Origin of the sequence: Arenimonas sp. (assembly GCF_044353605.1) — a bacterium.
Lineage (GTDB): Bacteria > Pseudomonadota > Gammaproteobacteria > Xanthomonadales > Xanthomonadaceae > Arenimonas.
The window spans coordinates 72,760-93,373 of record NZ_JBILBO010000007.1 but is presented as its reverse complement, the minus strand read 5'-3'; the positions used below and the strand labels follow the sequence as shown (position 1 = coordinate 93,373).

The window sequence follows — 20,614 nt, the reverse complement described above, 5'->3', positions numbered from 1 at the left end:
GATGCCCTCGTCTGCCTTTGGTGCAAGAAGCAAGCCACTCATGCAATTGCTTGTTTTTCTTCACAAACTACCGATTAGCAAAATTTAGAATAAAAAGGCGAGGCATCCTGCCCGCTCAATCAAAACCTGAGGACCCCTATGAATCTTTTCAAAATACCCTGCGCCCTGACCCTGGTTGCACTGGCATCGGCGCCTGGAAGCGTCTATGCCAACGAAGGCGGCTGGTACACAACCGCCATTTTCGGTGTAGCGTCGCAATCCGATCAAGCTATGGACTTTACCGGGAACGGCAACCCTCAGACGGCGAACAGCCGACTTTCATCTGGCGGCTTGGCTGGCGCAGCCTTGGGCTATGGCTTTCCCTCTGGCTGGCGGGTGGAAGGCGAGTTCATCTATCAAAGCGTCGATGCCAAGGACCCCGGGCTGTTGCCGCCGGCACCGGTTGGAAAAGGTGACTATGCCTCAACCGGGTTTGCGCTCAATGCCGTCTATGATTTCGATTTGTTCGGCTCTACGCACACCACTACCTACCTCGGCGCCGGCGTTGTAAAGCTCACGGAGGTGGATTTTGATTTCGAGAACAATGGCATCGAACGCTCCTACAGCGGTTCGGATACGGCCATCCAGCTACTCTTCGGGGCACGGTACCGACTCGGCGAACGTTTTTTCATGGATGCCGGATTACGCTACCTGAAAGCCTCATCGGTGCGTTTAGAGTCTGAAAACGGGACTTTGGGCCAGATTCGAGCCGACTATCAACCTTGGGCGGCAACCGTGGCTTTGGGTTGGCAGTTTTAATGGCCTAGCCCAAAAAAACCCCGCCATCCGGCGGGGTTTTGTTTGGTGGGCCCACTAGGATTTGAACCTAGGACCAAGGGATTATGAGTCCCCTGCTCTAACCGCTGAGCTATAGGCCCGCAGGGCTTACGGATTGTCCGAATCGAGGAAGGAACGCATGATGTCGGCGCGCGAGGGATGGCGCAGCTTGCGCAGGGCCTTGGCTTCGATCTGGCGGATGCGCTCGCGGGTCACATCGAACTGCTTGCCGACTTCTTCCAGGGTGTGATCGGTGTTCATGTCGATGCCGAAACGCATGCGCAGCACTTTCGCCTCACGCGGCGTCAGGCCGGCCAGCACCGAATTGACCGCTTCGCGCAGACCGATGTTGGTGGCGTTTTCCATCGGAGACTCGATGTTGCTGTCTTCGATGAAATCGCCCAGATGCGAGTCTTCGTCGTCGCCGATCGGGGTCGCCAGCGAAATCGGTTCCTTGGCGATCTTCATCACCTTGCGGATTTTGTCTTCCGGCATTTCCATGGCTTTGGCCAGTTCTTCCGGCGAAGCCTCGCGGCCCATTTCCTGAAGCATCTGGCGCGAAATGCGGTTGAGCTTGTTGATGGTCTCGATCATGTGCACCGGAATGCGGATGGTGCGCGCCTGATCGGCGATGGAACGGGTGATGGCCTGACGGATCCACCAGGTGGCGTAGGTCGAGAACTTGTAGCCGCGCTTGTATTCGAACTTGTCGACCGCTTTCATCAGGCCGATGTTGCCTTCCTGGATCAGATCGAGGAACTGCAGGCCGCGGTTGGTGTATTTCTTAGCGATTGAGATGACCAGGCGCAGGTTGGCCTCGACCATTTCCTTCTTGGCCTTGCGTGCCATTTCCTCGCCGTAGCGCATTTCATCGTTGGCGCGCTTGATTTCGACCAGCGGCGCGTACAGTTCCTTCTCGATGGCGACCAGGATTTCCTGCTGCGCGACGATGGCGTCCTTGTGTTCGCGGATGCCCGAGGACCATTTCTGTTTGCGGCCGATCACGGTTTCCGCCCATTTCAGATCGGTCTCGCTGCCTTTCCAGGCCTTGATGAAATCCTTGCGCGGCATCTTGGCGGCATCCACCGCCAGCTTCAGCACCGCGGCTTCGTGACGGCGGATTTCACCGATTACTTCGCGCAGGCGGCCGAGCAGGGAATCGGTCTGCACCAGCGGGAACTTCAGGCGCAGTACTTCGTCGGCGATGGCCAGACGCAGCTTCTGCGCGCGGGTGTTTTCCAGGCCGTATTTATCGACGGCCTTGTGGAATTTCGTGGTCAGGTCGGCCAGCAGCTGCATGCGGCGCGCCACTTCCAGCGGATCCGGGCCGGTGTCAACCACGGCGGTTTCGCCATCGGCATCGTCATCCACTTCCACCACTTCCACCACCGGCGGCAGTTCCGGCTCGTCACCTTCCAGATCAAGGAAGCCGATGACCACTTCCGACAAACGCTTGCGGCCGGCCTTGTGTTCTTCGTAATCGGACAGGATCTGCTGGGCAATCCACGGGAAATTGGCCAAGCCGGTGTGCAGCTTGTTCAGGCCTTCTTCGATGCGCTTGGCGATGACGATTTCGCCTTCGCGGGTGAGCAGATCAACCGAGCCCATTTCGCGCATGTACATGCGCACCGGATCGGTGGTGCGGCCGGCTTCGTTCTCGAGCGAGGACAGCACGGCCACGGCTTCTTCGGCGGCGACCACGTCGACGCTGCTGCCACTGCCCCGGCCGGACAACAGCAAAGTTTCGATATCAGGCGCGGTTTCAAGGACATCGATGCCCATCCCGCTGATCATGCCGATGATGTTTTCCATCTCGTCGGCGTCGATCAGATCTTCCGGCAGATGGTCGTTGACGTCGGCCAGAGTCAGGTAGCCCTGATCCACGCCCTTGGCGATGAGTTCCTCGATTTCCGATTTGATATTGCGTGGGGTGGTCATATGCGCTCGTCTGGCCAGGGTTGAGGGGGAACCGACTATTATAACAGAAGGCCGGTTTTCTTAGTAACTTATTGAATCCAATTGACTTATGTTTCCAGCCAGAAGGTCACCGGGCCGTCATTGACCAGGCTGACCTGCATGTCGGCACCGAAGCGCCCGGTCGCCACCGGATCGTGCCGGCGGCGGACCGCCTCGACCAGGGCGTTGAAACCGGCCAAGGCCTGTTCCGGTGGCGCGGCCGAGGTAAAGCTCGGACGCAGACCGGATCGGGTATCGGCGGCCAAGGTGAACTGGCTGACCAACAACACCCCGCCGGCCACAGCCTGCACTGACAGGTTCATCCGGCCCTCGGCATCGCTGAATACCCGGTAGGCCAAAAGACGCTCGGCCATGCGCTCAATGGATGCCTCGGTATCGCCGGGCTGCACCGCCACCAAGGCCAACAGACCGGTATTGATGGCACCGATGGTTTCGCCCTGCACCGCGACACTGGCCTGTTTGACGCGCTGGATAAGGGCAATCATGCGTTGTTCGGGCCGGGGCTTGCGGTGTGTGTGACATTTAGACCAAGAGCTTACCGAAAAGTTCCGCCAATGTCCGGAAAAGGGTGAATCCGTTACACTGACCCGATGACCCGTTTCGCCTGGTTCGGCACCCTCTTGTATGGTTTTGCGCGCCTGATCGGCCTGTTGCCGATGGCCGCGCTGCGCGCACTGGGCGCGGCGTTCGGGGGGCTGGCCTACCGTTTGGACAGCCGCGAAACCCGCATCGCCCGCCGCAATCTGGCCCTGATCCAACCGCAGGCCGATGCCGCCCTGCGTGAAACCCAGACCCGTGAACTGATGCGCTCGATGGGCCAAAGTCTGATGGAAACCCTGGCCATCTGGACCCGACCGCGGGCGCGGGTATTGCGCCTAGTACAACGGGTGCATGGCGAGACGCATCTGCAGACCGCCTTGGCCCAAGGCCGTGGCGTGTTGCTGGCGGTACCGCATTACGGCAACTGGGAGCTGCTGATCGAATTCATGGCGGCCCGCGGGCCATTCAGCCTGGTCTACAAGGCCTCGGAGAAAGCCGGGCTGGAATGTTTCCTGCAAAAAGCGCGCAACGGCGCGAATGTACAGCTGGTGCCGGCCGAAGCCACTGCCATGCGACCGCTGATGCGCGCCCTGCAGAACGGTGAAGTGGTCGGCATCACCCCGGACCAGCAACCGCGCAAGGGTGGCGGCGAATTCATTTCTTTCTTCGGCCGCCCGGCGCTGACCCTGAGCCTGATCGCGAAACTGGCGCAACGCACGGGCACGCCGGTGCTGTTTGCCTATACCGAACGCCGCGGTGATGGTTTCGATGTGGTGTTCGAGGCCGAGGAACCGGCTTTGCATGATGCCGACCTGGACATCGCATTGACCGCCATGAACCGGCGCGTGCAGGCCATTGCCGAGCGTGACTTCCGGCAGTACCAATGGACCTACAAACGCTTTAGCATCCGACAAGACCCGAACGCAAAGAACCCCTACAAATGAACAGCACACTGAATGATTTGGATGCCGAAGGCTGGAACGGCCTGGAGCCGGCGGCAAAGCCCTTGATGTTCTGGTTCGGACTGCTGCCATTCCTGATTCCGATTGCACCGGCCACGGTGGTGCCGCTGACGCTGATGCCCGGCTGGTCAGGCCTGGCCATTACCTTGCCGGTGGCCGCCCTGTGTCTGCTGCTCGGTATTTCCTTCGGCCGCAACCGCTGGCAGTGCACACGCTGGCGCCTGGATGATGCCGGCTTCCGCCTGCGCAAAGGCCGTTGGTGGCAGCAGGAAATTTTCATTCCGCGTTCGCGGGTGCAGCATCTGGACATCCACAACGGCCCGATGGAGCGTTCGCGCGGACTGGCCACGCTGGTGATCCACACCGCCGGCACCGAAAGCCACGCCCTGAAGCAGCAGGGCTTCAGCCTGCAGACCGCCACCGATCTGCGCGACGCCTTGATTCCGGAACGCCGCCGTGACGACAGCGCCCTCTGAGGCTGTGGTGGAAGCCATTCCCGAACAGCGGCTGCATCCGCTGTCGTGGCTGTTCGAGCTGTTCAATGTGCTGCGGCAATTCATTGTGCCGATCATCATCCTTCTGTTTACCGGGCAGGGCGACCGCTATGAACTGTGGGGCCTGCTCGGCGTTGGGGTGATGGTGCCGTTGGCGGTGGCGCGTTATTACAGCTTCCGTTACCGCATCGGCAGCGACCGCATCGTAATCCGCTCGGGCCTGCTGCACAAAACCGTGCGCGATATCGCGTTCACCCGCATCCAGAACGTGACCCTGCATCAGGGCCTGCTGCACCGGCTGATGAACGTGGCGGAAGTGCGCCTGGAAACCGGCGGCGGCGAAGACAAGGAAGAGGGCCGCATGCGCGTCCTCGGCTTTGCCGAAGCGCAAGCCCTGCAAGGCATCATCCGCAGTTCGGAACTGCCCGTAAGTTCGGTTGATGCCGAAGCACCCGCAGCCGAAGCACAGGTGCTGCTGCAATTGCCGACCCGGGAACTGCTCAAACTCGGCCTGATCTCGAACAAGGGCATGCTGTTGGTGGCGGCCGGCATCGGCGGTGCCTATCAATTCAACTGGGAACTGCCGCAGGCGATCTTCGAGCATGTCGGCGGCTGGCTGATGAATCACCGCGACGATCTCGGAAGCGGACCGGGCGCCTATGTGCTGGGCGGCATGCTGGTGCTGCTGGCGGCATTCACTCTGCTGCGCCTGATATCAATTCTGCAGGCGCTGCTGCATTACCACGGCTTCGTGCTCAGCAGCGATGCGCACCGGCTGTCGATCACGCGGGGGTTGTTGAGCCGTTTCAATGGCTCGCTCCCGCGCACCCGCATTCAGGCTTGGACATTGGAACAGGGCTGGCTGCAGCGTCGGTTCAAACGCTACGCGTTGCGGGTGGATGCCGCCGCCGGCAGCAACCAGAAGCACGAACAGCTGGAATCGCATTGGGCGCTGGCCCCGATTGCCGACGAAGCCGGCATCGGGCACATCATCGGAACGGTGTTGCCGGAGGGCTCCTGGCCGGTGGCCGAGTGGCTGCCGTTGCATCCGAACGCCTGGCAGCGCCGGTTCAAAGTGCCGGCGTTTTTCCTGTTGCCGGTCAGCACGGCGTGCGTGTTCTGGTTCGGGGTTTACGGATTGCTGCCGCTGCTTGGCATTCCGTGGTTGTATGTGCAGTCGAAAATCTGGGCGCGGCACGCGGGCTATGCCCACGCCAATGGTTTGATTGCGGTGCGCGAGGGCTGGATCGGCAAGCACTGGCGCTTTGCGCAAACCCGCAAAGTGCAGGCGGTCTACCTGAAGCAATCACCGTTCGACCGCCGGCATGGCATGGCTACGGTATTCTGCGACACGGTGAATGCGGGCATGGGCGAACCGGCGCTGGCCGTATGCTATCTGCCGTTCGACGAGGCGGTGCAACTGCATGATACGCTCGCAGCTGAAATATCATAGAGAACACAGCCGGCGAGTATCGCAAAACTCATCTTTTGGTTTAACTGTAAGTACAGATATCCAGCAAGGGTGAATTTTCATCTAAAAATCTTTGAATATGGAGTATTTAATGGGAACAACCGCTTTTGCCGAGCTGGAATTCTGGCTTCTTGTGATTATGTCGATGGTCGCGCCGATGCTTCTCTGGCGTTTGCTCCATTCGAAACGCACCCCTACGCGAAGCACCATATTCAGCCTAGGCCTTGTTCTGGTGGTTATCTCCGGAACCGCGTTCTACCTTCTGCAGACGCTGGCCGCGCAATCGAAACATTCACCCTCGCTTGCGGACGACGCCCTGTTCGCCTCGGAGCTGACGCTTTCGCTGTATCTGCTGCCGGCCCTATTTGCAGGGATCGGAATCAATCTGATTTCCGACCGACTCATCCGTCACCTCAGGGACAATGATGACTTCTCCGGCCGCGATGGCGAAAACGGCTGATTTCCGCAGATTATTCCTGCCAGAACGATGGAATAAACAGCACCAGGATGGTGAAGATTTCCAAGCGGCCGACCAGCATGGCGAAACTCATCAGCCAGGTCGAGAAATCGCTGAGCACCTGGAAATGGAAAGACACTTGGCCCAGCCCCGGGCCAAGATTGTTCAGACAGGCAGCAGCAGCCGAGAACGCCGTGGTCAGGTCCAATCCATCGGCGGACAGCAGCAGCACCAGTACCAGATATACGCTGATGTAGAGGGCGCAGAAGCCGGCCACGGAGATAACCACGCTTTCCGAAACGCGCTTGCCGCCCATGGTCACCAGGAACTGCGCTTTCGGATGCACCAGCTGTTTCAGTTCACGCAGGCCCTGCTGCACGACCAATTGTACCCGCGCCACTTTCATGCCGCCGGCGGTGGAACCCGAACAGCCGCCGATGAAGGCGAGCATGATCATCAGAATCGGCAACATTCCCGGCCAATGCGCGAAGCCGGTGCTGGCATAACCGGTCGTGGTCAGATGCGATACGGTCTGGAATGCGGCATGGCGCAGGGATTGGTCGAACCCGGTAATCTCACCCGAAAACCAGAGGTAGAGCGTGACGATGAGCACGACCGCCGCCACCATCACCGCAAACACCCGCAGCTCGCTGTTGGCCTGATAGTGGTTGACCGTGGCCGCGCGCCAGGCATACCAGTGCAGGCTGAAACTCACTCCACCCAGAAGCATGAATACGATGGCGATGCCCTCGATGAGCGCGTTGTCCCAGTAGCCGAAACTGGCATCGTGGGTGGAGAAGCCGGCGGTGGCCACGGTGGTCATGGCGTGATTGACGGCATCGAACAGATTCATGCCGGCGAACCAATAAGCCAGCGCGCACAGCACGTTCAGTCCCAGATAAACGATCCACAGCGTGCGTGCGGTTTCGGCGATGCGCGGGGTCAGTTTGTTGTCCTTCACCGGGCCGGTGCTTTCGGCCTTGAACAGATGCATGCCGCCGATCTTCAGCATCGGCAGCACGGCAATGGCCAGAATCACGATACCCATGCCGCCGAAGAAATTGAGCGAGGACCGGAAAATCAGCAGGCTCTTCGGTAGATTATCCAGGCCGGTCAACACCGTGGCACCGGTCGTGGTCAGCCCGGAGGTCGCCTCGAACACGGCATCGGTATAGCTCAATGCGGGCAGCGCCAGAAAGAACGGCACGGCGGTGATCAGGCTGGCAATGATCCAGATGCCGGCGGTGATCAGGAAGCCATCGCGCAGACGCAGTTCGAAGTGGCTGTGGCGGAAGGCATACCAGAGCAGGGTACCGGCCGCCAGCGTCGGGAGCATCGCTTCCAGAAACGGCAGTACCGTCGGCTCATCCCACAACGCGGCCAGTAACAGCGAAGGCAGGATGATCAGCGACGACAGCGCGATGACCGCGCCGAACACCCGCAGCATGGCGCCGGTACGGTTGCTCACTGCCAGTCCACTTCTTTGAACAGGGCGATGACGGCTGGCAGATCGCGTTTGTCGGCAACGAACAGGATGATGTGGTCGCCCGGTTCGATGACCACATCGTGGTGGGCGATCAGCAGTTCATCGCCGCGCACGATGCCACCGATGGTGGTCGAATCCGGCAGCGCCAGTTCGTCCAGCTCGCGGCCGACCACGCGCGAACTGCGGCGGTCGCCGCGCACCACCACCTCGATGGCTTCGGCGGCGCCGCGGCGCAGCGAATAGACGCGCTCGGGCGCGCCCTCGCGGATGTGCGAGAGCAGTGCGCTGAGGGTGACCGACTGCGGGCTGATGGCGATGTCGATGGTGCTGCCTTCGACCAGCTCGGCGTAGGACGCACGGTTGATCAGCGCGACCACGCGCGGGCAACCCAGGCGCTTGGCCAGCATGGCCGACAGGATGTTGGCTTCGTCGTCATTGGTGAGTGCGCAGTACACGTCGGTCTGGTCGATGTTCTCTTCGCGCAGCAGATCCTCGTCGGCGCAATCGCCGACCAGCACGATGGTGTTGAGCAGATCCTCGGCGATGGCGCGGGCACGGTCACGCGAACGTTCGAGTACTTTCACCGAATAGCGTTTTTCCAGCGAGCGCGCCAGACGCCGGCCGATGCCGCCGCCACCGGAAATGAAAATGCGTTTGGTCAGGCGTTTGTCGGCCGAACGGAACTCGCTCATCATCGCCTTGATGGCGTTCTGGTGGGCGAGGAAGAACACTTCGTCGCCGGCTTCGATGACGGTTATGCCTTCCGGTTTGACCGCCTTGCCCTTGCGGAAGATGGCGGCCACGCGCACGTCCATGCCCTGCGGCAGATGCCGGCGCAGTTCGCGGATTTCATGGCCGACCAAAGCGCCGCCGTGCAGGGCGCGCACCGCCACCAGCTGGGCGCGGCCTTCGGCGAAATCCAGCACCTGCAATGCACCGGGCGTGGCGATCAGGCGTTCCACATGCCGGCAGACCAGCTCTTCCGGACTGATGGCCGCGGTGACCGCGGCTTCGCCGCCGAGGCCCTGTTTGGCCAAGGCCAGATATTCGAGTTCACGCAGGCGCGCCACGCGCGTGGGTGCATCTGGCTGCTGCGCGGCGATCTGGCAGGCGATGATGTTGACTTCATCGGATGAGGTGACCGCGACCAGCAGTTCGGCCTCATCGAGCCCAGCCTGGGCCAGCACGCTGGGCAGCGAAGCATGGCCGACCACCGCACGGATGTCGAGCTTTTCGGTCAGCTCACGCAGGCGATGAGCATCGCTGTCGACCACGGTGATGTCGTTCTGGTCTTCCACCGACAGCGCCGCCGCCACCGAGCTGCCGACCTGGCCGGCGCCGAGAATGAGAATTTTCATGGCAACTTCCCTGCGTTCATGGCGTCCATGATAACGGAGTCCTCGAGCCGGCGCACCGTTTGTTACACTGTGGGCATTCCCCTCGGAATTCCCCCATGCGCCGTCTATTCGTCCACATCGGCAGTCACAAAGCCGGCAGCACCGCACTGCAGGACAGCCTGCTGGCCAACCGGGGCAGCGACACCGGCTTCCGCTTCCTGCATCACCCGCGCCTGCGCACGCACTCGGTGCTGGCCGCGATGTACAAACCCTTCGACACCCTGGACCATACCATCCGTCTGCAGATGCCGGATCCTGAGGCGGTGGCGCTGGTGCGTCGCAACTTCTGGCAGCGCATACCGGAACACTTCCCGGACGCGGACAATGCCGTGCTGTCCTCGGAATATCTGAGCGCCATCGATGCCGACGCGGTAAGGCGCTTCCGCAGTGATGTGGAAGCCATGGGCTACGGCCGCTTCCGGATTCTGCTGTATGTGCGTGAAGCCACCGCCCGCTACGCCTCGGGCATCCAACAGGCGGTGAAATTCCGCGATGATCTGCCGCGCATGGATCCGCGCCTTCTTTACTTCAATTTCCGCGAACAGATCGAAACCTGGGAATCGGTGTTTCCGGGCGATGTCGAAGTGCGCGCGTTCGAGCGTGGCCAGCTGCTCGAGGGCTGTGTGGTCGCCGATGCTTACAGCCGCATTTCGGAATTCTTCGGAATCGCTACGCATCCGGACAAGCGGGTCGATTCGAACCGCTCGATGTCGTCGGAAACCCTGTTCTGCCTGTACAACCTGTACCGGCATCTGGATACCGCGCAGTTTTCCCCGGACCAGGTGCGGATACAGACCGGCCTGTACAAACAGATCGAAACTTTGGTCCAGGCCAGCATGCCCGCACCCTCACGCATCACCCTGCGCCCGGCGGTGGCGCGCATGGTGTACGAACGCCACCGGGCTGATTACGACTGGTTGGCGCAGCATTACGGCGTTCGCTTTCAGGAGCCGACGATTCCAGCGGAGACCGCCGAAGAAGCACCTTTGCGCCTCTCGGATCCGCCGGGCTTGCCTGAGCTGGTGTTGCCGCCGGATGCGCGCGTGCTGATCCAGCTGCTGGGTAAAATCGCAGCCGACGGTCTATTCCGCGCGCGCTGAATCCCCGCAGCCGGCAAGCGCGTCGATGTTGACCAGCCACCAGCTGCGGCGGTTGGCCTTCTCCATCGCGAGCGTGCCCGGGCCGCCGTAATCGATGCAGGCCAGTTCCTTGTTTTCGTGCACCAGCAGCAGCCGGGTCTGCGGGCTTTCCCGCATCCAGGCCATGCCGCGCGCGAGCTGCACGGCATCGGGCTGCCGGAATCCGAACTCGGTGACGTTGCCGCGCGCCTGCAGAAGATTCTGTTCTTTCCAGGCCACCATGCCGATCTCCGTGCCCGGTCCGGCCTGTACGAAGGCCTGGTGCATCAGATTGCGCGCCGAACTGCTGGCATCGAGCACCGGATAGGCCACCAAACCATAGCCGAGCCAAAACGCGCCCAGGCTGATGGCGGTGGCGGTCAGCACCCGCCGCGTACGCGACCACAAGCCAAGCACCAGACTGATGCCGCCGCAGACCACTAGCATCCACCACAGCCAACGCACTTCCGCGCCAAGGCCGCGTTCACTGACCAGCGCTTCGGCAAAACCGGCTTGCCCGCTCAAAGCGGCGATGCCGAGCCCGGTGAAGATCAGGCCGAGTACCAGCACGAACGCCAGCAGTGCCCTGCGGAAACCGTGGCGTTCACTGATGCTTTGCAGGTAGGGTGCCGCCGCCAGGGCAAAGGCTGGTAGGGCCGGCAGGATGTACATGTCGCGCTTGCCGGAACTGATGCTGAAGAACAGCAGCACCAGCACGCCCCATAGCAACGGAAACAGCACGCGCAGATCGCGTTCGGCAAATGCCTTGCGCCAGGGCGTAATCAGCCAGAACCAACTCAGCGAGAACGGCAGCCAGAACAGGGCGATGATTTCGGCGAAGTACCAGAACGGTTCATAATGGTGCCAGGGATTGGCATAACGTTCGGCGGTCTGCTTGAACAGGATGTTGTTGAGGTATTCGGCATGCTCTGGATTGCCCGAGTTCAGACCGAGGTACACGATAGCTGACAACCACAGCGCAATGGGCGACAGAAAACAGCCGAACACCCCCAGCCAACGCCAGCCGTCGCCGCGCCGTGCCGCCGTCATCGGCGTACATTGCCCGTGCCGGTATGCCGCCAAGGGCAGCAGTGCCAGCAACGGCAGGAACCCGACACCCTTGGTGATCACGCCCAAGCCGGCCAAGGCGAAGCCGCCGCAGAGCATGCGCCAGTCGCGCGCCAGCAGCACATGCCGCGCGATAAGATAAAACGAAGCCGTGGTCATCAACACCAGGGTTGGATCGATCTGGGCGCGCTTGAATTGATACATGAACTGCAGCGACACCAGCACGGCCGCCGCCGCCCACAGGCCGGCACGCGGTTGCCACAGGCGCTTGCCGAGGTCATACACCAGCCACAGCACGGCCATGCCCGACAGCAGCGAGGGCAACAGGAAACTCCAGCGCCAGCTGCCGATCAGGAAATACGACAGTGCCAGCAGCCAGAAATACACCGGCGGTTTATCGGGGTAGAGTTCGATGCCGCGGTGCGGAAACAGCCAATTGCCACTCTCCACCATCTGCTTGGCGACCAGCACGAAGCGCGGTTCGTCGGCCGGCCAGGGATCGCGCAGGCCGTAGCCGGCGAACAGGGCCACGAAAGCGATGGCGAAAAACCACCAGATCGTCCGAGTGGAAAGCGTGGGGTCTGAATACTTAGACATTTCGTTCAAGCAAGGCGTAGAAGAAACCATCACCATCATCCTCGCCAGGCATCCGTTGCCGGCCGACTCCGCTGACTCTACCAAAACGGGCATCCAGCGGCAAAGCCTTTGCATCGGCATGCTGCTGCAGGAACTGAGCAATCAATGATTCGTTTTCCGCCTTCAGCACCGAGCAGGTGCTGTACAGCAGACGCCCGCCCGGACGCAGATGCCGCCAGGCGTTTTTCAGCAGGCGCCATTGCAGGGTATTGAGCGTGCCGATGTCTTTCTCGCGCCGATGCCACTTCACATCCGGTTGTCGGCGGATGATGCCGGTGGCCGAACACGGCGCATCAAGAAGAATGGCATCGAACTGCTGCGGCAGGGATTCCGGAAGCGGCTGCGTGGCATCCAATGTTTGCAAAGCGGCGGCGTCTTCGGCAAAACCGAGGCGCGCGAACAGCTCCTTGATTTTCGGCAGGCGATCGGCTTCGTTGTCGGTGAGCAACAGCATGGCCGGCGCCGCTTCCAGCAACTGCGCCGACTTGCCGCCGGGAGCGGCGCACATGTCCCAGACCGTTTCGCCGGCTTTCACCGCCAGCGCAATGGCCGGCAGCTGCGCCGACAGATCCTGCACGGCCACACGACCCTCCAACCAACCCGGCAGTTGCGTCGGTGCGATGGCGTCATCGATACGGATGGCCTGCGGCGCGATCTCGGAAATCCGATGGGCGATGCCCTGCGCCTGCAATTGTGCGGCAGACGCGTCGCGCTGCTGCGCGGCTCCGGGGATACGCAGCCACAGCGGCGCCACGCGGTTGTTGGCGGCAACGATGTCGGCCCAGGCTTCCGGCCAGTCCGCACGCAGACGTGTCAACAACCAGTCGGGATGGTTTTCATGGATGCCGATATCGTCACTGACCGGCAGACCCTCGCGTTGGCTGCGGCGCAATACCGCATTGATCAATCCGGCATGCGCCGCTTTACCCAATTCGCGCGCGGCCTCCACGGTCGCCGAAACCGCGGCATGCGGCGCCAGCATCAACAGATGCAATTGGGTGAGCCCGACCAACAGCAGGGCGTGACTGAGCGGCTCGCTCTGTGCCAGGGGTTTACTCAGGAAACGGCCGAGTGCGAACTCCAGGCTGCGCCGATGGCGGATGGTGCCGACCGTCATCGCTTCCAACAGCGCGCGGTCACGGCCATCAGCGAAGGCGGTGCGCTCCTGTGCCAACACCGCTTTCAGCGAGCGCCCCTGCAAAACCTGATGCACGGCCCGTGCCGCGGAAACGCGGAGCTGGGCGCCGGCTGTATTCAAAATGTCAGTGGCCGGGCATTGAGATATTCCGACGCCGACTGGACCCTGCCACCATCACGCTGGAGCGCAAGCAGACGCAAAACGCCCTGCCCGCAGGCGATGTCGATGCCGGCTTTGCCGGCCGCCAGAACCGTGCCCGGCGGCTTGCCGGAGTCTTCGGCCAGAATTTGTGCCTGATACACACGCACGCGCTCGCCCTGCAATTCGGTTTCGGCCACCGGCCAGGGGTTGAAGGCGCGGATCTGGTCGGCAAGGGCTTTCGCGCTCAAGCTCCACGCCAGTTTCGCTTCGGCCTTGTCGATTTTGCGGGCATAGCTGACGCCGGCTTCCGGCTGCGCTTCGGCCTGCAAGGTCATGCCGGCGCGGGCCAGGGTCAGGCCGTCACGCAGCACTTCCGCACCGAGCTGCGAAAGCCGGTCGTGCAGGCTGCCGCCGGTGTCCTTCGGCCCAATCGGTGTTTTCAGCTGCAGCAGCACCGGGCCGGTATCCAAACCTTTTTCCATCTGCATCAGACAGACGCCGGACACCGTATCGCCGGCTGCGATGGCGCGCTGAATCGGCGCGGCGCCGCGCCAACGCGGCAGCAGCGAAGCGTGCACATTCCAGCAGCCCAAACGTGGCATATCCAGTACTGTCTGCGGCAGAATCAGGCCATAGGCCACCACCACCATCAGATCGGCCTCGTGGCTACGCAGAATGGCCAGCGCTTCTTCCGATTTGAAATTCAGCGGCTGCTGCACCGGTAGACCGAGTTCGAGCGCGGCTTGTTTGACCGGCGACATCTGCAGCTGGCGGCCACGGCCGGCGGGACGATCGGGCTGCGTGTACACCGCCACCACTTCACCGCGCGTGGCACAGGCGCGCAGTGCGGGCACGGCGAATTCCGGCGTGCCGGCAAAAACGATGCGCAGCGACACTCAGGCCTCGGCGCTGAGTTTGCGCATTTTGGCGAGTTTCTTTTCGGCCAAGGCACGCTTCAAGGGTGACAGATGATCAACGAACACCTTGCCGATCAGATGGTCCATTTCGTGCTGGATGCAGACCGCGAGCAGGCCGTCGGCCTCAAGCGTGAATGGCTGGCCGTGCCGGTCAAGGGCTTCCACGGTGATCTGGTTGTAACGGGTGACATCGGCATAGATGTTCGGCAGCGACAGACAGCCTTCCTGATAGACCTGCTTGCCGTCCTTGACAACGATTTTCGGGTTGATGAACACCATCGGCTGGCTTTTATCTTCTGAAATATCAAGCACTAACAGTTGCTTATGGAAATTGACCTGAGTCGCCGCCAAGCCGATGCCCGGCGCTTCGTACATGGTTTCGAACATGTCGTCGATCAAGCCGGACAAGGCGGCATCCACACCCTCGATGGGTGTGGCAACCGTTCTCAGACGCTTGTCGGGGTATTCCAAGATGGTGAGTAAACTCATGAACGGTATCCCAGTTCCAAATTCAACAGAGGGCTATTTTACCCCCTGTTGCATTCATCGGTGCTTTTTCGGCTATATTGTTAGTTAATAATTAAGGTGTTAGGGGAGTTCACCATGCGCAAATTACTCATCGCTCTGACCATGAGCGCCAGCCTGCTGGTCATGCAAACGGCAGCCGCCGATATGCTCAAAACCGGCCACCCCACCGAATACGTGGTGGTGAAGGGCGATACGCTCTGGGACATCTCCGGCCGTTTTCTGGACAAACCCTGGCAGTGGCCGCAGATCTGGAAAGGCAACCCGCAGATCAAGAACCCGAACCTGATCTACCCCGGTGATGTGGTCCGCTTGGTCTATATCGACGGCAAGCCCTACCTGACTGTGAATGATTCCGGTGCCCGCAGCAGTGGCGGCGCCCCGGTCGGCGCAATCGATACTTCGGTGTATCGCGCCTACCTGAAAGATCTGCGCATCTCCAGCGATTTCAAGACCATGCCCTATGTCTTGGGTAATCAGGAAGGCCACCTGCTCGGCACCACCGATAAGGCGATTTATGTGCACGGCCTGCAGGATGTCGGGGTCGGTGAAAATGTCGAAATCTTCCGCGCCACCACGCACTTCGGCAGCGGCTATATGGATGGCCACAACCGTCTGTCGACCTCGCACTTGGATGCCCGCGGCGACCGCATGGCGCTGGATGGCGAACATCTCTGGAACACCACTTCCGACAAGCCCGGCTCGCGGACCTATGTCGGCACCGAAATGGTCCGTGTGGCCAACGGCGTGGTCAGCAAACTCAGCGGCGACACCGCGACGGTCATGGTGACCGAGGCCAATCGTGAAATCCGCCAGGGCGATCGTGTGGCTCCGGCGGCCGGCGGCGGCTATGACCCCTATTACTATCCGAGCCCCGGTCCGGATATCGGCGCGGAAATGCGCATCATCGCCGTGCGTGACGGCATGATCGCCGGTGGCCGCACCATCGTGGCAATCCCGCTCGGAAGCCTGCAAGGCATCCGCAACGGCAACACCTACTCGATCTGGCGCCCGGGCGATGTCGAAGCCGACCGCATCAAGCACGACAACGAAATCGCCGCGCAGAGCGACCGCAAACACATGCCGCAGGAGCGCGTGGGGACCTTGATGGTTTTCCGCACCTTCGACAAAGTCAGCTATGCCATCGTCATGAACAACGCGCTGCCGATCATGCCGGGCTACTTCCTGCGCCACCCCGACGCGAATTAATCCGCGCGTTACCGGAAGCTTTTCCGATAGTCGGCGCCCTCGGGCGCCGTTATCGTTTCAGGCATGACTGATGCGCCACTGGCCTGCCTGCAGCTGATCCACAGCACCGCCCGCTCCGGGAAAATCCGTGACGCCCTGATGCATTACCGCAACTCGGCAATGGCATGGGAAGCCCTGTGCCAGCTTGACCGTAGCCTGAAGTCGGGCTTGAAGCCGAAGCAGGCGCTCCTGGATCGCGGACGAACCTGGCTGGAAACACCCGGCAACCATGTCATTGCCTGGCATGAACCCGATTATCCACCGCCCTTGCGCCAGACCGCGTCGCCGCCGCCCTTTCTGTTCGTGCGCGGGCGCCGCGATCTGCTCTGGCACCCGCAGATCGCCATCGTCGGCACCCGCCAACCGAGCGCCGCCGGCACCGAATGCGCCCATTATTTCGCCCGCACGCTGGCCGCACAGGGTTACACCATCACCAGCGGACTGGCCAGTGGCATCGATGCCGCCGCCCATGAGGGCGCCCTGCTGAACGGCCATACCATCGCGGCGCTGGCCACCGGGCCGGATCTGGCGTTTCCGCGCAGCAATGCGGCGCTGTACCGGCGTATCTGCGAAACCGGAGCGGTCATCACCGAACACCCGCCCGGTGTACCTGCGCTGCGCTGCCACTTCCCGGCCCGCAATCGCATCATTGCGGCACTCAGCCAGGGCACCCTGGTGATTGAGGCCGCCATCCGCTCCGGCGCCTTGATAACCGCCCGTTTGGCGGCTGAATTCGGCAAAGAGGTGATGGCCGTGCCGGGCTCGATTCATAATCCGGTCGCCTATGGCTGCCACCAGCTGATCCGCGAAGGCGCGTTTCTGGTCGAGCAGCCGGAAGAAGTCCGCCATATCCTCGGCTGCAGCCTGAACAGCATGTCGGCCGAGACGACTGCCACTGCGCACTTGTCCCCGAAGCCGGCGCTGGACAGGCCCGTCCCTTCGCAACTGAACGCCCAACAACAACAGGTCTGGCAAGCACTTGGACACGATGATGTGGCCATCGACACGCTCTGTCTGCGCACGGGATTGACAGCGGCGGATATCTCGTCCATTTTGATAGGCATGGAGCTGTCGGGTTGGGTTGAAAACCGCTTCGGCCGCTACCACAGAGGGATGCCAGACGCACCGTCAGCGAGAGGGTAATGAAAGAATCGATACTGAACGTTTTACTCTACCTCTTCGAGCATTACATCTACGACCACCCCGAGCTGGTTCAAGACCCCGACACTCTGCAAAACAACCTGATCCAGGCCGGCTTTTCGCCCGCTGAAGTCAGCAAAGCATTCGACTGGCTGGAAACCCTGGCGCAGGACCGCCCGCAATCGGCAACCAGCGCCCTGCAGGGGCCGATGCGTCTGTTCGCGGAAGCCGAGCTCGACCGCTTCGATGTCGAGGCCCGCGGCTTCCTGATGTTCCTTGAGCAGCGCGGGGTGATTTCGGCCGAGCAGCGCGAGCTGGTGATCGACCGCGCCATGGCCTTGGATCAGGATGAAATCGCACTGGACGACCTGAAATGGGTGGTGCTGATGGTGCTGTTCAACCAGCCCGGTTCCGAGGCCGCATTCGCTTGGATGGAAAGCCAGATTTTCATCGACGACCCCGAGCCGGTGCACTGACCGGAACCCCCCGGACTTGACAGCACCCCCCAACTTGGTGCCTTAATAAAAAAGAACCAGCCCGCCCCGTGCGGGCTTCGGCTTCTGTTTCACCCGTTTTCCGGAGCAATGCATGGCAAAGAATTTACTGATTGTTGAATCGCCGGCGAAAGCCAAAACGATCAATAAATACCTCGGCAAGGACTTCCTGGTCCTGGCTTCGTACGGTCATGTCCGCGACCTGCCGGGCAAGGACGGCGCGGTCAATGTCGATGACAACTTCGCCATGCGCTACGAAGTGCAGGAAAAGAACCAGAAGTACGTGGACGCCATCACCAAGGCCGCCAAGGACGCCAGCGCCATTTATCTGGCTTCCGATCCGGACCGCGAAGGCGAGGCCATCGCCTGGCATATCGGCGAGATCCTGGCCGAAAAGGGCCTGCTCAAGGACAAGGCCCTGCACCGGGTGGTGTTCACCGAGGTTACCCCGAAGGCCATCGCGCACGCGGTCGAACATCCGCGTGCCATCGCCAGCAATCTGGTCGATGCCTACCAGGCGCGGCGGGCGCTCGACCATCTGGTCGGCTTCAATCTGTCTCCGATCCTGTGGCGCAAGATCAAAAACGGCCTGTCGGCCGGTCGCGTGCAATCGCCGGCGCTGCGCCTAATCTGCGAACGCGAGGATGAGATCGAGGCCTTCATCAGTCGCGAGCACTGGTCGTTCACTGCCCAGCTGCAGGAAAAAGGCCAGGCTTTCAGCGCCCGTTGCGTCAAACTCGATGGCACCAAGTTCGAACAATTCAGCATTACCGATGGCAAGACCGCCGAAGTCGCACTGGCGCGCCTGAAGGCCGCTGCCGGCAGCGCCCTGAAAGTAGCGGAGGTCAACCGCAAGGAACGCAAGCGCCGACCATCGCCGCCGTTCATCACCTCGACCCTGCAACAGGAGGCCGCGCGTAAACTGGGCTTCACCACCAAGAAGACCATGCAGGTCGCGCAGAAATTGTATGAAGGCGTCAATATCGGCGAAGAAGGAACCGTTGGCCTGATCAGTTACATGCGCACCGACTCCACCAGCCTGTCCGGTGAGGCGCTCGGCCAATTGCGTGATGTCATCGCGCGTGAATTCGGCAAGCACAATGTTCCCACCGAAGCCAATGTCTACAAGTCGAAATCGAAGAACGCCCAGGAGGCTCATGAAGCCATCCGACCGACCTTTGCCGGCCGCACCCCGGCCCGCATCGGCAAATACCTCAGTGACGACGAACGCCGCTTGTATGAGCTGATCTGGAAGCGCGCCGTGGCTTGCCAGATGATTCCGGCCACGCTCAACACGGTCAGTGTCGAACTTGCCGCCGGCCCGCAGCACGGCTTCCGCGCCACCGGCACCACCGTGGTCGATCCGGGTTTCCTGCTGGTGTACGAAGAAGGCAAGGATCAGAAAGACAGCGAGGATGAGGAAGCCAACTCTCAGCTGCCGCCGCTGGCCGAAGGCCAGAGCGTCACGCTCGACGACATTCTCGGCGAACAGCATTTCACCAAGCCGCCGCCGCGCTACACCGAAGCCAGTCTGGTGAAAACCCTGGAAGAGTACGGCATCGGCCGTCCGTCGACCTACTCCAGCATCATCCAGACCCTGATCTACAAGGCCTATGCATTGCTGGAAAGCCGCGCGTTCCGGCCGACCGACGTCGGCCGCCTGGTCAACCGCTTCCTGACTTCTCATTTCGAACGTTATGTCGATTACGACTTCACCGCCAAGCTCGAGGACGAACTCGACTCGGTATCGCGCGGCGAAGAACCGTGGACGGTGTTGATGGAGAAATTCTGGACACAGTTCAAGACCACGCTTGATGAAAAAACCGACGAAGTCAACCGTTCGGAAGGCACCGGTCAGCGCGATCTCGGTACCGATCCGGTTTCCGGCAAACCGGTGTCGGTGCGCATGGGTAAATACGGTGCGTTCGCGCAGATCGGCAGCAAGGACGACGAAGACAAACCGAAATTTGCCTCGCTGCGGCCCGAGCAGAGCATCTTCACCCTGCAGTTGCCTGAGGCGCTCAAGCTGTTCGAGTTGCCGAAGAATCTCGGTGATTTCGAGGACAAGGCGGTGATGGTCGCCATCGGCCAGTTCGGGCCGTACGTGAAACACGGCGACACCTTCGCCTCGATTCCGAAAGAGATTGACCCCTATCAAATCGAGCTGGATAAGGCGGTTGAACTGATTCACGGCCGCCGCGAATACCTGGCCAACCGCTTCATCAAGACCTTCGAGGGTACCGACATCCAGATCCTCAACGGCCGCTTCGGTCCATACATCACCGATGGCGCGTTCAATGCCAAGATTCCGAAAGACCGCGAGCCGGCTTCGTTGACGCAGGACGAATGCGAAGCCCTGCTGGCCGAAGGCAAGCCGGTACGCAAATTTGGCCGTGCCGCCAAGAAGGCCACCAAGAAAACCGCCGTGAAAAAAGCACCCGCCGCCAAGAAGGCGCCGGCGAAGAAAGCCACCAAGAAAACGGCGAAGAAGAAAGTTACGGCGAAGAAAGCGGCCAAGAAAGCCACTAAGAAAGCCGCCAAAAAGTCTATCAAGAAAGCAGCGAAGAAAACCGCAAACGCCTGATACCC

General features: G+C 61.2%; 18 protein-coding genes and 1 tRNA gene. 10 read left to right on the top strand and 9 right to left on the bottom strand.

Annotated elements, in window-relative coordinates:
* Positions 1-138 precede the first annotated feature (138 nt).
* Positions 139-798, top strand: a complete 660-nt coding sequence (locus ACIQ1A_RS06125) for an outer membrane protein (RefSeq protein WP_395770186.1) — start codon at positions 139-141, stop codon at positions 796-798.
* Positions 799-841: 43 nt separating this feature from the next.
* Here ACIQ1A_RS06125 and ACIQ1A_RS06120 read toward each other — a convergent pair.
* The 3 genes from ACIQ1A_RS06120 to dtd all read right to left on the bottom strand — a co-directional run bounded on the left by ACIQ1A_RS06120 (position 842) and on the right by dtd (position 3,278).
* Positions 842-917, bottom strand: a tRNA-Ile gene (locus tag ACIQ1A_RS06120).
* A 7-nt stretch (positions 918-924) separates the two neighbouring features.
* The gene (gene rpoD / locus ACIQ1A_RS06115; protein WP_395770185.1) at positions 925-2,754 is read right to left on the bottom strand and encodes an RNA polymerase sigma factor RpoD; all 1,830 of its coding nucleotides are present in this window, start codon (positions 2,752-2,754) and stop codon (positions 925-927) included.
* An 86-nt stretch (positions 2,755-2,840) separates the two neighbouring features.
* A complete protein-coding gene (gene dtd / locus ACIQ1A_RS06110; RefSeq protein ID WP_395770184.1) occupies positions 2,841-3,278 on the bottom strand; it encodes a D-aminoacyl-tRNA deacylase in 438 nt (145 codons plus the stop codon).
* A gap of 105 nt (positions 3,279-3,383) precedes the next feature.
* Here dtd and ACIQ1A_RS06105 point away from each other — a divergent pair, with 105 nt between their 5' ends.
* From ACIQ1A_RS06105 to ACIQ1A_RS06090, 4 genes are all read left to right on the top strand, one after another.
* The gene (locus ACIQ1A_RS06105) at positions 3,384-4,277 is read left to right on the top strand and encodes a lipid A biosynthesis lauroyl acyltransferase (RefSeq protein WP_395770183.1); all 894 of its coding nucleotides are present in this window, start codon (positions 3,384-3,386) and stop codon (positions 4,275-4,277) included.
* Entirely contained in the window at positions 4,274-4,771 is a 498-nt protein-coding gene (locus tag ACIQ1A_RS06100) for a PH domain-containing protein (protein WP_395770182.1), read from the top strand. Before ACIQ1A_RS06105 ends, ACIQ1A_RS06100 begins: the two co-directional genes overlap by 4 nt.
* On the top strand, positions 4,752-6,242 hold the full coding sequence (locus ACIQ1A_RS06095) for a PH domain-containing protein (RefSeq protein ID WP_395770181.1): 1,491 nt from the start codon (positions 4,752-4,754) through the stop codon (positions 6,240-6,242). Before ACIQ1A_RS06100 ends, ACIQ1A_RS06095 begins: the two co-directional genes overlap by 20 nt.
* Positions 6,243-6,351: 109 nt before the next feature.
* Positions 6,352-6,720 carry a hypothetical protein gene (locus tag ACIQ1A_RS06090; protein WP_395770180.1) on the top strand — a complete coding sequence of 123 codons (369 nt, stop codon included), beginning with the start codon at positions 6,352-6,354 and terminating at the stop codon, positions 6,718-6,720.
* 10 nt (positions 6,721-6,730) lie between these two features.
* Here ACIQ1A_RS06090 and ACIQ1A_RS06085 read toward each other — a convergent pair whose 3' ends face one another.
* Positions 6,731-8,185, bottom strand: coding sequence for a TrkH family potassium uptake protein (locus tag ACIQ1A_RS06085; RefSeq protein ID WP_395770179.1), 1,455 nt, complete (start codon positions 8,183-8,185; stop codon positions 6,731-6,733).
* Positions 8,182-9,561: a Trk system potassium transporter TrkA gene (gene trkA / locus ACIQ1A_RS06080; RefSeq protein ID WP_395770178.1), complete on the bottom strand. Its 1,380-nt coding sequence runs from the start codon at positions 9,559-9,561 to the stop codon at positions 8,182-8,184. Before trkA ends, ACIQ1A_RS06085 begins: the two co-directional genes overlap by 4 nt.
* A gap of 95 nt (positions 9,562-9,656) precedes the next feature.
* Here trkA and ACIQ1A_RS06075 point away from each other — a divergent pair, with 95 nt between their 5' ends.
* Positions 9,657-10,700, top strand: a complete 1,044-nt coding sequence (locus ACIQ1A_RS06075) for a hypothetical protein (RefSeq protein WP_395770177.1) — start codon at positions 9,657-9,659, stop codon at positions 10,698-10,700.
* Here the strand turns inward: ACIQ1A_RS06075 and ACIQ1A_RS06070 are convergent.
* Genes ACIQ1A_RS06070 through def form a run of 4 tightly spaced genes read right to left on the bottom strand, consistent with a single transcriptional unit; the run spans position 10,683 to position 15,107 of the window.
* The gene (locus tag ACIQ1A_RS06070) at positions 10,683-12,383 is read right to left on the bottom strand and encodes an ArnT family glycosyltransferase (protein WP_395770176.1); all 1,701 of its coding nucleotides are present in this window, start codon (positions 12,381-12,383) and stop codon (positions 10,683-10,685) included. The two genes, ACIQ1A_RS06075 and ACIQ1A_RS06070, sit on opposite strands and share 18 nt — an antisense overlap.
* Entirely contained in the window at positions 12,376-13,680 is a 1,305-nt protein-coding gene (gene rsmB / locus ACIQ1A_RS06065; RefSeq protein WP_395770175.1) for a 16S rRNA (cytosine(967)-C(5))-methyltransferase RsmB, read from the bottom strand. Before rsmB ends, ACIQ1A_RS06070 begins: the two co-directional genes overlap by 8 nt.
* Positions 13,677-14,591, bottom strand: a complete 915-nt coding sequence (fmt, locus tag ACIQ1A_RS06060) for a methionyl-tRNA formyltransferase (protein ID WP_395770221.1) — start codon at positions 14,589-14,591, stop codon at positions 13,677-13,679. The genes rsmB and fmt overlap by 4 nt, the downstream gene beginning before the upstream one ends.
* Positions 14,592-14,597: 6 nt before the next feature.
* A complete protein-coding gene (gene def, locus ACIQ1A_RS06055) occupies positions 14,598-15,107 on the bottom strand; it encodes a peptide deformylase (RefSeq protein WP_395770174.1) in 510 nt (169 codons plus the stop codon).
* 114 nt (positions 15,108-15,221) lie between these two features.
* Between def and ACIQ1A_RS06050 the strand changes: the two genes are divergently transcribed.
* The 4 genes from ACIQ1A_RS06050 to ACIQ1A_RS06035 all read left to right on the top strand — a co-directional run bounded on the left by ACIQ1A_RS06050 (position 15,222) and on the right by ACIQ1A_RS06035 (position 20,609).
* On the top strand, positions 15,222-16,352 hold the full coding sequence (locus ACIQ1A_RS06050) for a LysM peptidoglycan-binding domain-containing protein (RefSeq protein ID WP_395770173.1): 1,131 nt from the start codon (positions 15,222-15,224) through the stop codon (positions 16,350-16,352).
* Between the two features lie 63 nt (positions 16,353-16,415).
* Complete coding sequence (gene dprA / locus ACIQ1A_RS06045; protein ID WP_395770172.1) at positions 16,416-17,534, top strand: DNA-processing protein DprA; 1,119 nt, start codon at positions 16,416-16,418, stop codon at positions 17,532-17,534.
* Positions 17,534-18,007, top strand: coding sequence for a DUF494 family protein (locus ACIQ1A_RS06040; RefSeq protein WP_395770171.1), 474 nt, complete (start codon positions 17,534-17,536; stop codon positions 18,005-18,007). Before dprA ends, ACIQ1A_RS06040 begins: the two co-directional genes overlap by 1 nt.
* 112 nt (positions 18,008-18,119) lie before the next feature.
* The gene (locus tag ACIQ1A_RS06035; protein WP_395770170.1) at positions 18,120-20,609 is read left to right on the top strand and encodes a DNA topoisomerase I; all 2,490 of its coding nucleotides are present in this window, start codon (positions 18,120-18,122) and stop codon (positions 20,607-20,609) included.
* Positions 20,610-20,614 lie beyond the last annotated feature (5 nt).

What these genes read in the sequence shown, in the direction of transcription:
- ACIQ1A_RS06125 (WP_395770186.1), top strand. Translation starts at nt 139, where the DNA reads ATGAATCTTTTCAAAATACCCTGCGCCCTGACCCTGGTTGCACTGGCA.
- rpoD (WP_395770185.1), bottom strand. Translation starts at nt 2,754, where the DNA reads ATGACCACCCCACGCAATATCAAATCGGAAATCGAGGAACTCATCGCC.
- dtd (WP_395770184.1), bottom strand. Translation starts at nt 3,278, where the DNA reads ATGATTGCCCTTATCCAGCGCGTCAAACAGGCCAGTGTCGCGGTGCAG.
- ACIQ1A_RS06105 (WP_395770183.1), top strand. Translation starts at nt 3,384, where the DNA reads ATGACCCGTTTCGCCTGGTTCGGCACCCTCTTGTATGGTTTTGCGCGC.
- ACIQ1A_RS06100 (WP_395770182.1), top strand. Translation starts at nt 4,274, where the DNA reads ATGAACAGCACACTGAATGATTTGGATGCCGAAGGCTGGAACGGCCTG.
- ACIQ1A_RS06090 (WP_395770180.1), top strand. Translation starts at nt 6,352, where the DNA reads ATGGGAACAACCGCTTTTGCCGAGCTGGAATTCTGGCTTCTTGTGATT.
- trkA (WP_395770178.1), bottom strand. Translation starts at nt 9,561, where the DNA reads ATGAAAATTCTCATTCTCGGCGCCGGCCAGGTCGGCAGCTCGGTGGCG.
- ACIQ1A_RS06075 (WP_395770177.1), top strand. Translation starts at nt 9,657, where the DNA reads ATGCGCCGTCTATTCGTCCACATCGGCAGTCACAAAGCCGGCAGCACC.
- ACIQ1A_RS06070 (WP_395770176.1), bottom strand. Translation starts at nt 12,383, where the DNA reads ATGTCTAAGTATTCAGACCCCACGCTTTCCACTCGGACGATCTGGTGG.
- def (WP_395770174.1), bottom strand. Translation starts at nt 15,107, where the DNA reads ATGAGTTTACTCACCATCTTGGAATACCCCGACAAGCGTCTGAGAACG.
- ACIQ1A_RS06050 (WP_395770173.1), top strand. Translation starts at nt 15,222, where the DNA reads ATGCGCAAATTACTCATCGCTCTGACCATGAGCGCCAGCCTGCTGGTC.
- dprA (WP_395770172.1), top strand. Translation starts at nt 16,416, where the DNA reads ATGACTGATGCGCCACTGGCCTGCCTGCAGCTGATCCACAGCACCGCC.
- ACIQ1A_RS06040 (WP_395770171.1), top strand. Translation starts at nt 17,534, where the DNA reads ATGAAAGAATCGATACTGAACGTTTTACTCTACCTCTTCGAGCATTAC.
- ACIQ1A_RS06035 (WP_395770170.1), top strand. Translation starts at nt 18,120, where the DNA reads ATGGCAAAGAATTTACTGATTGTTGAATCGCCGGCGAAAGCCAAAACG.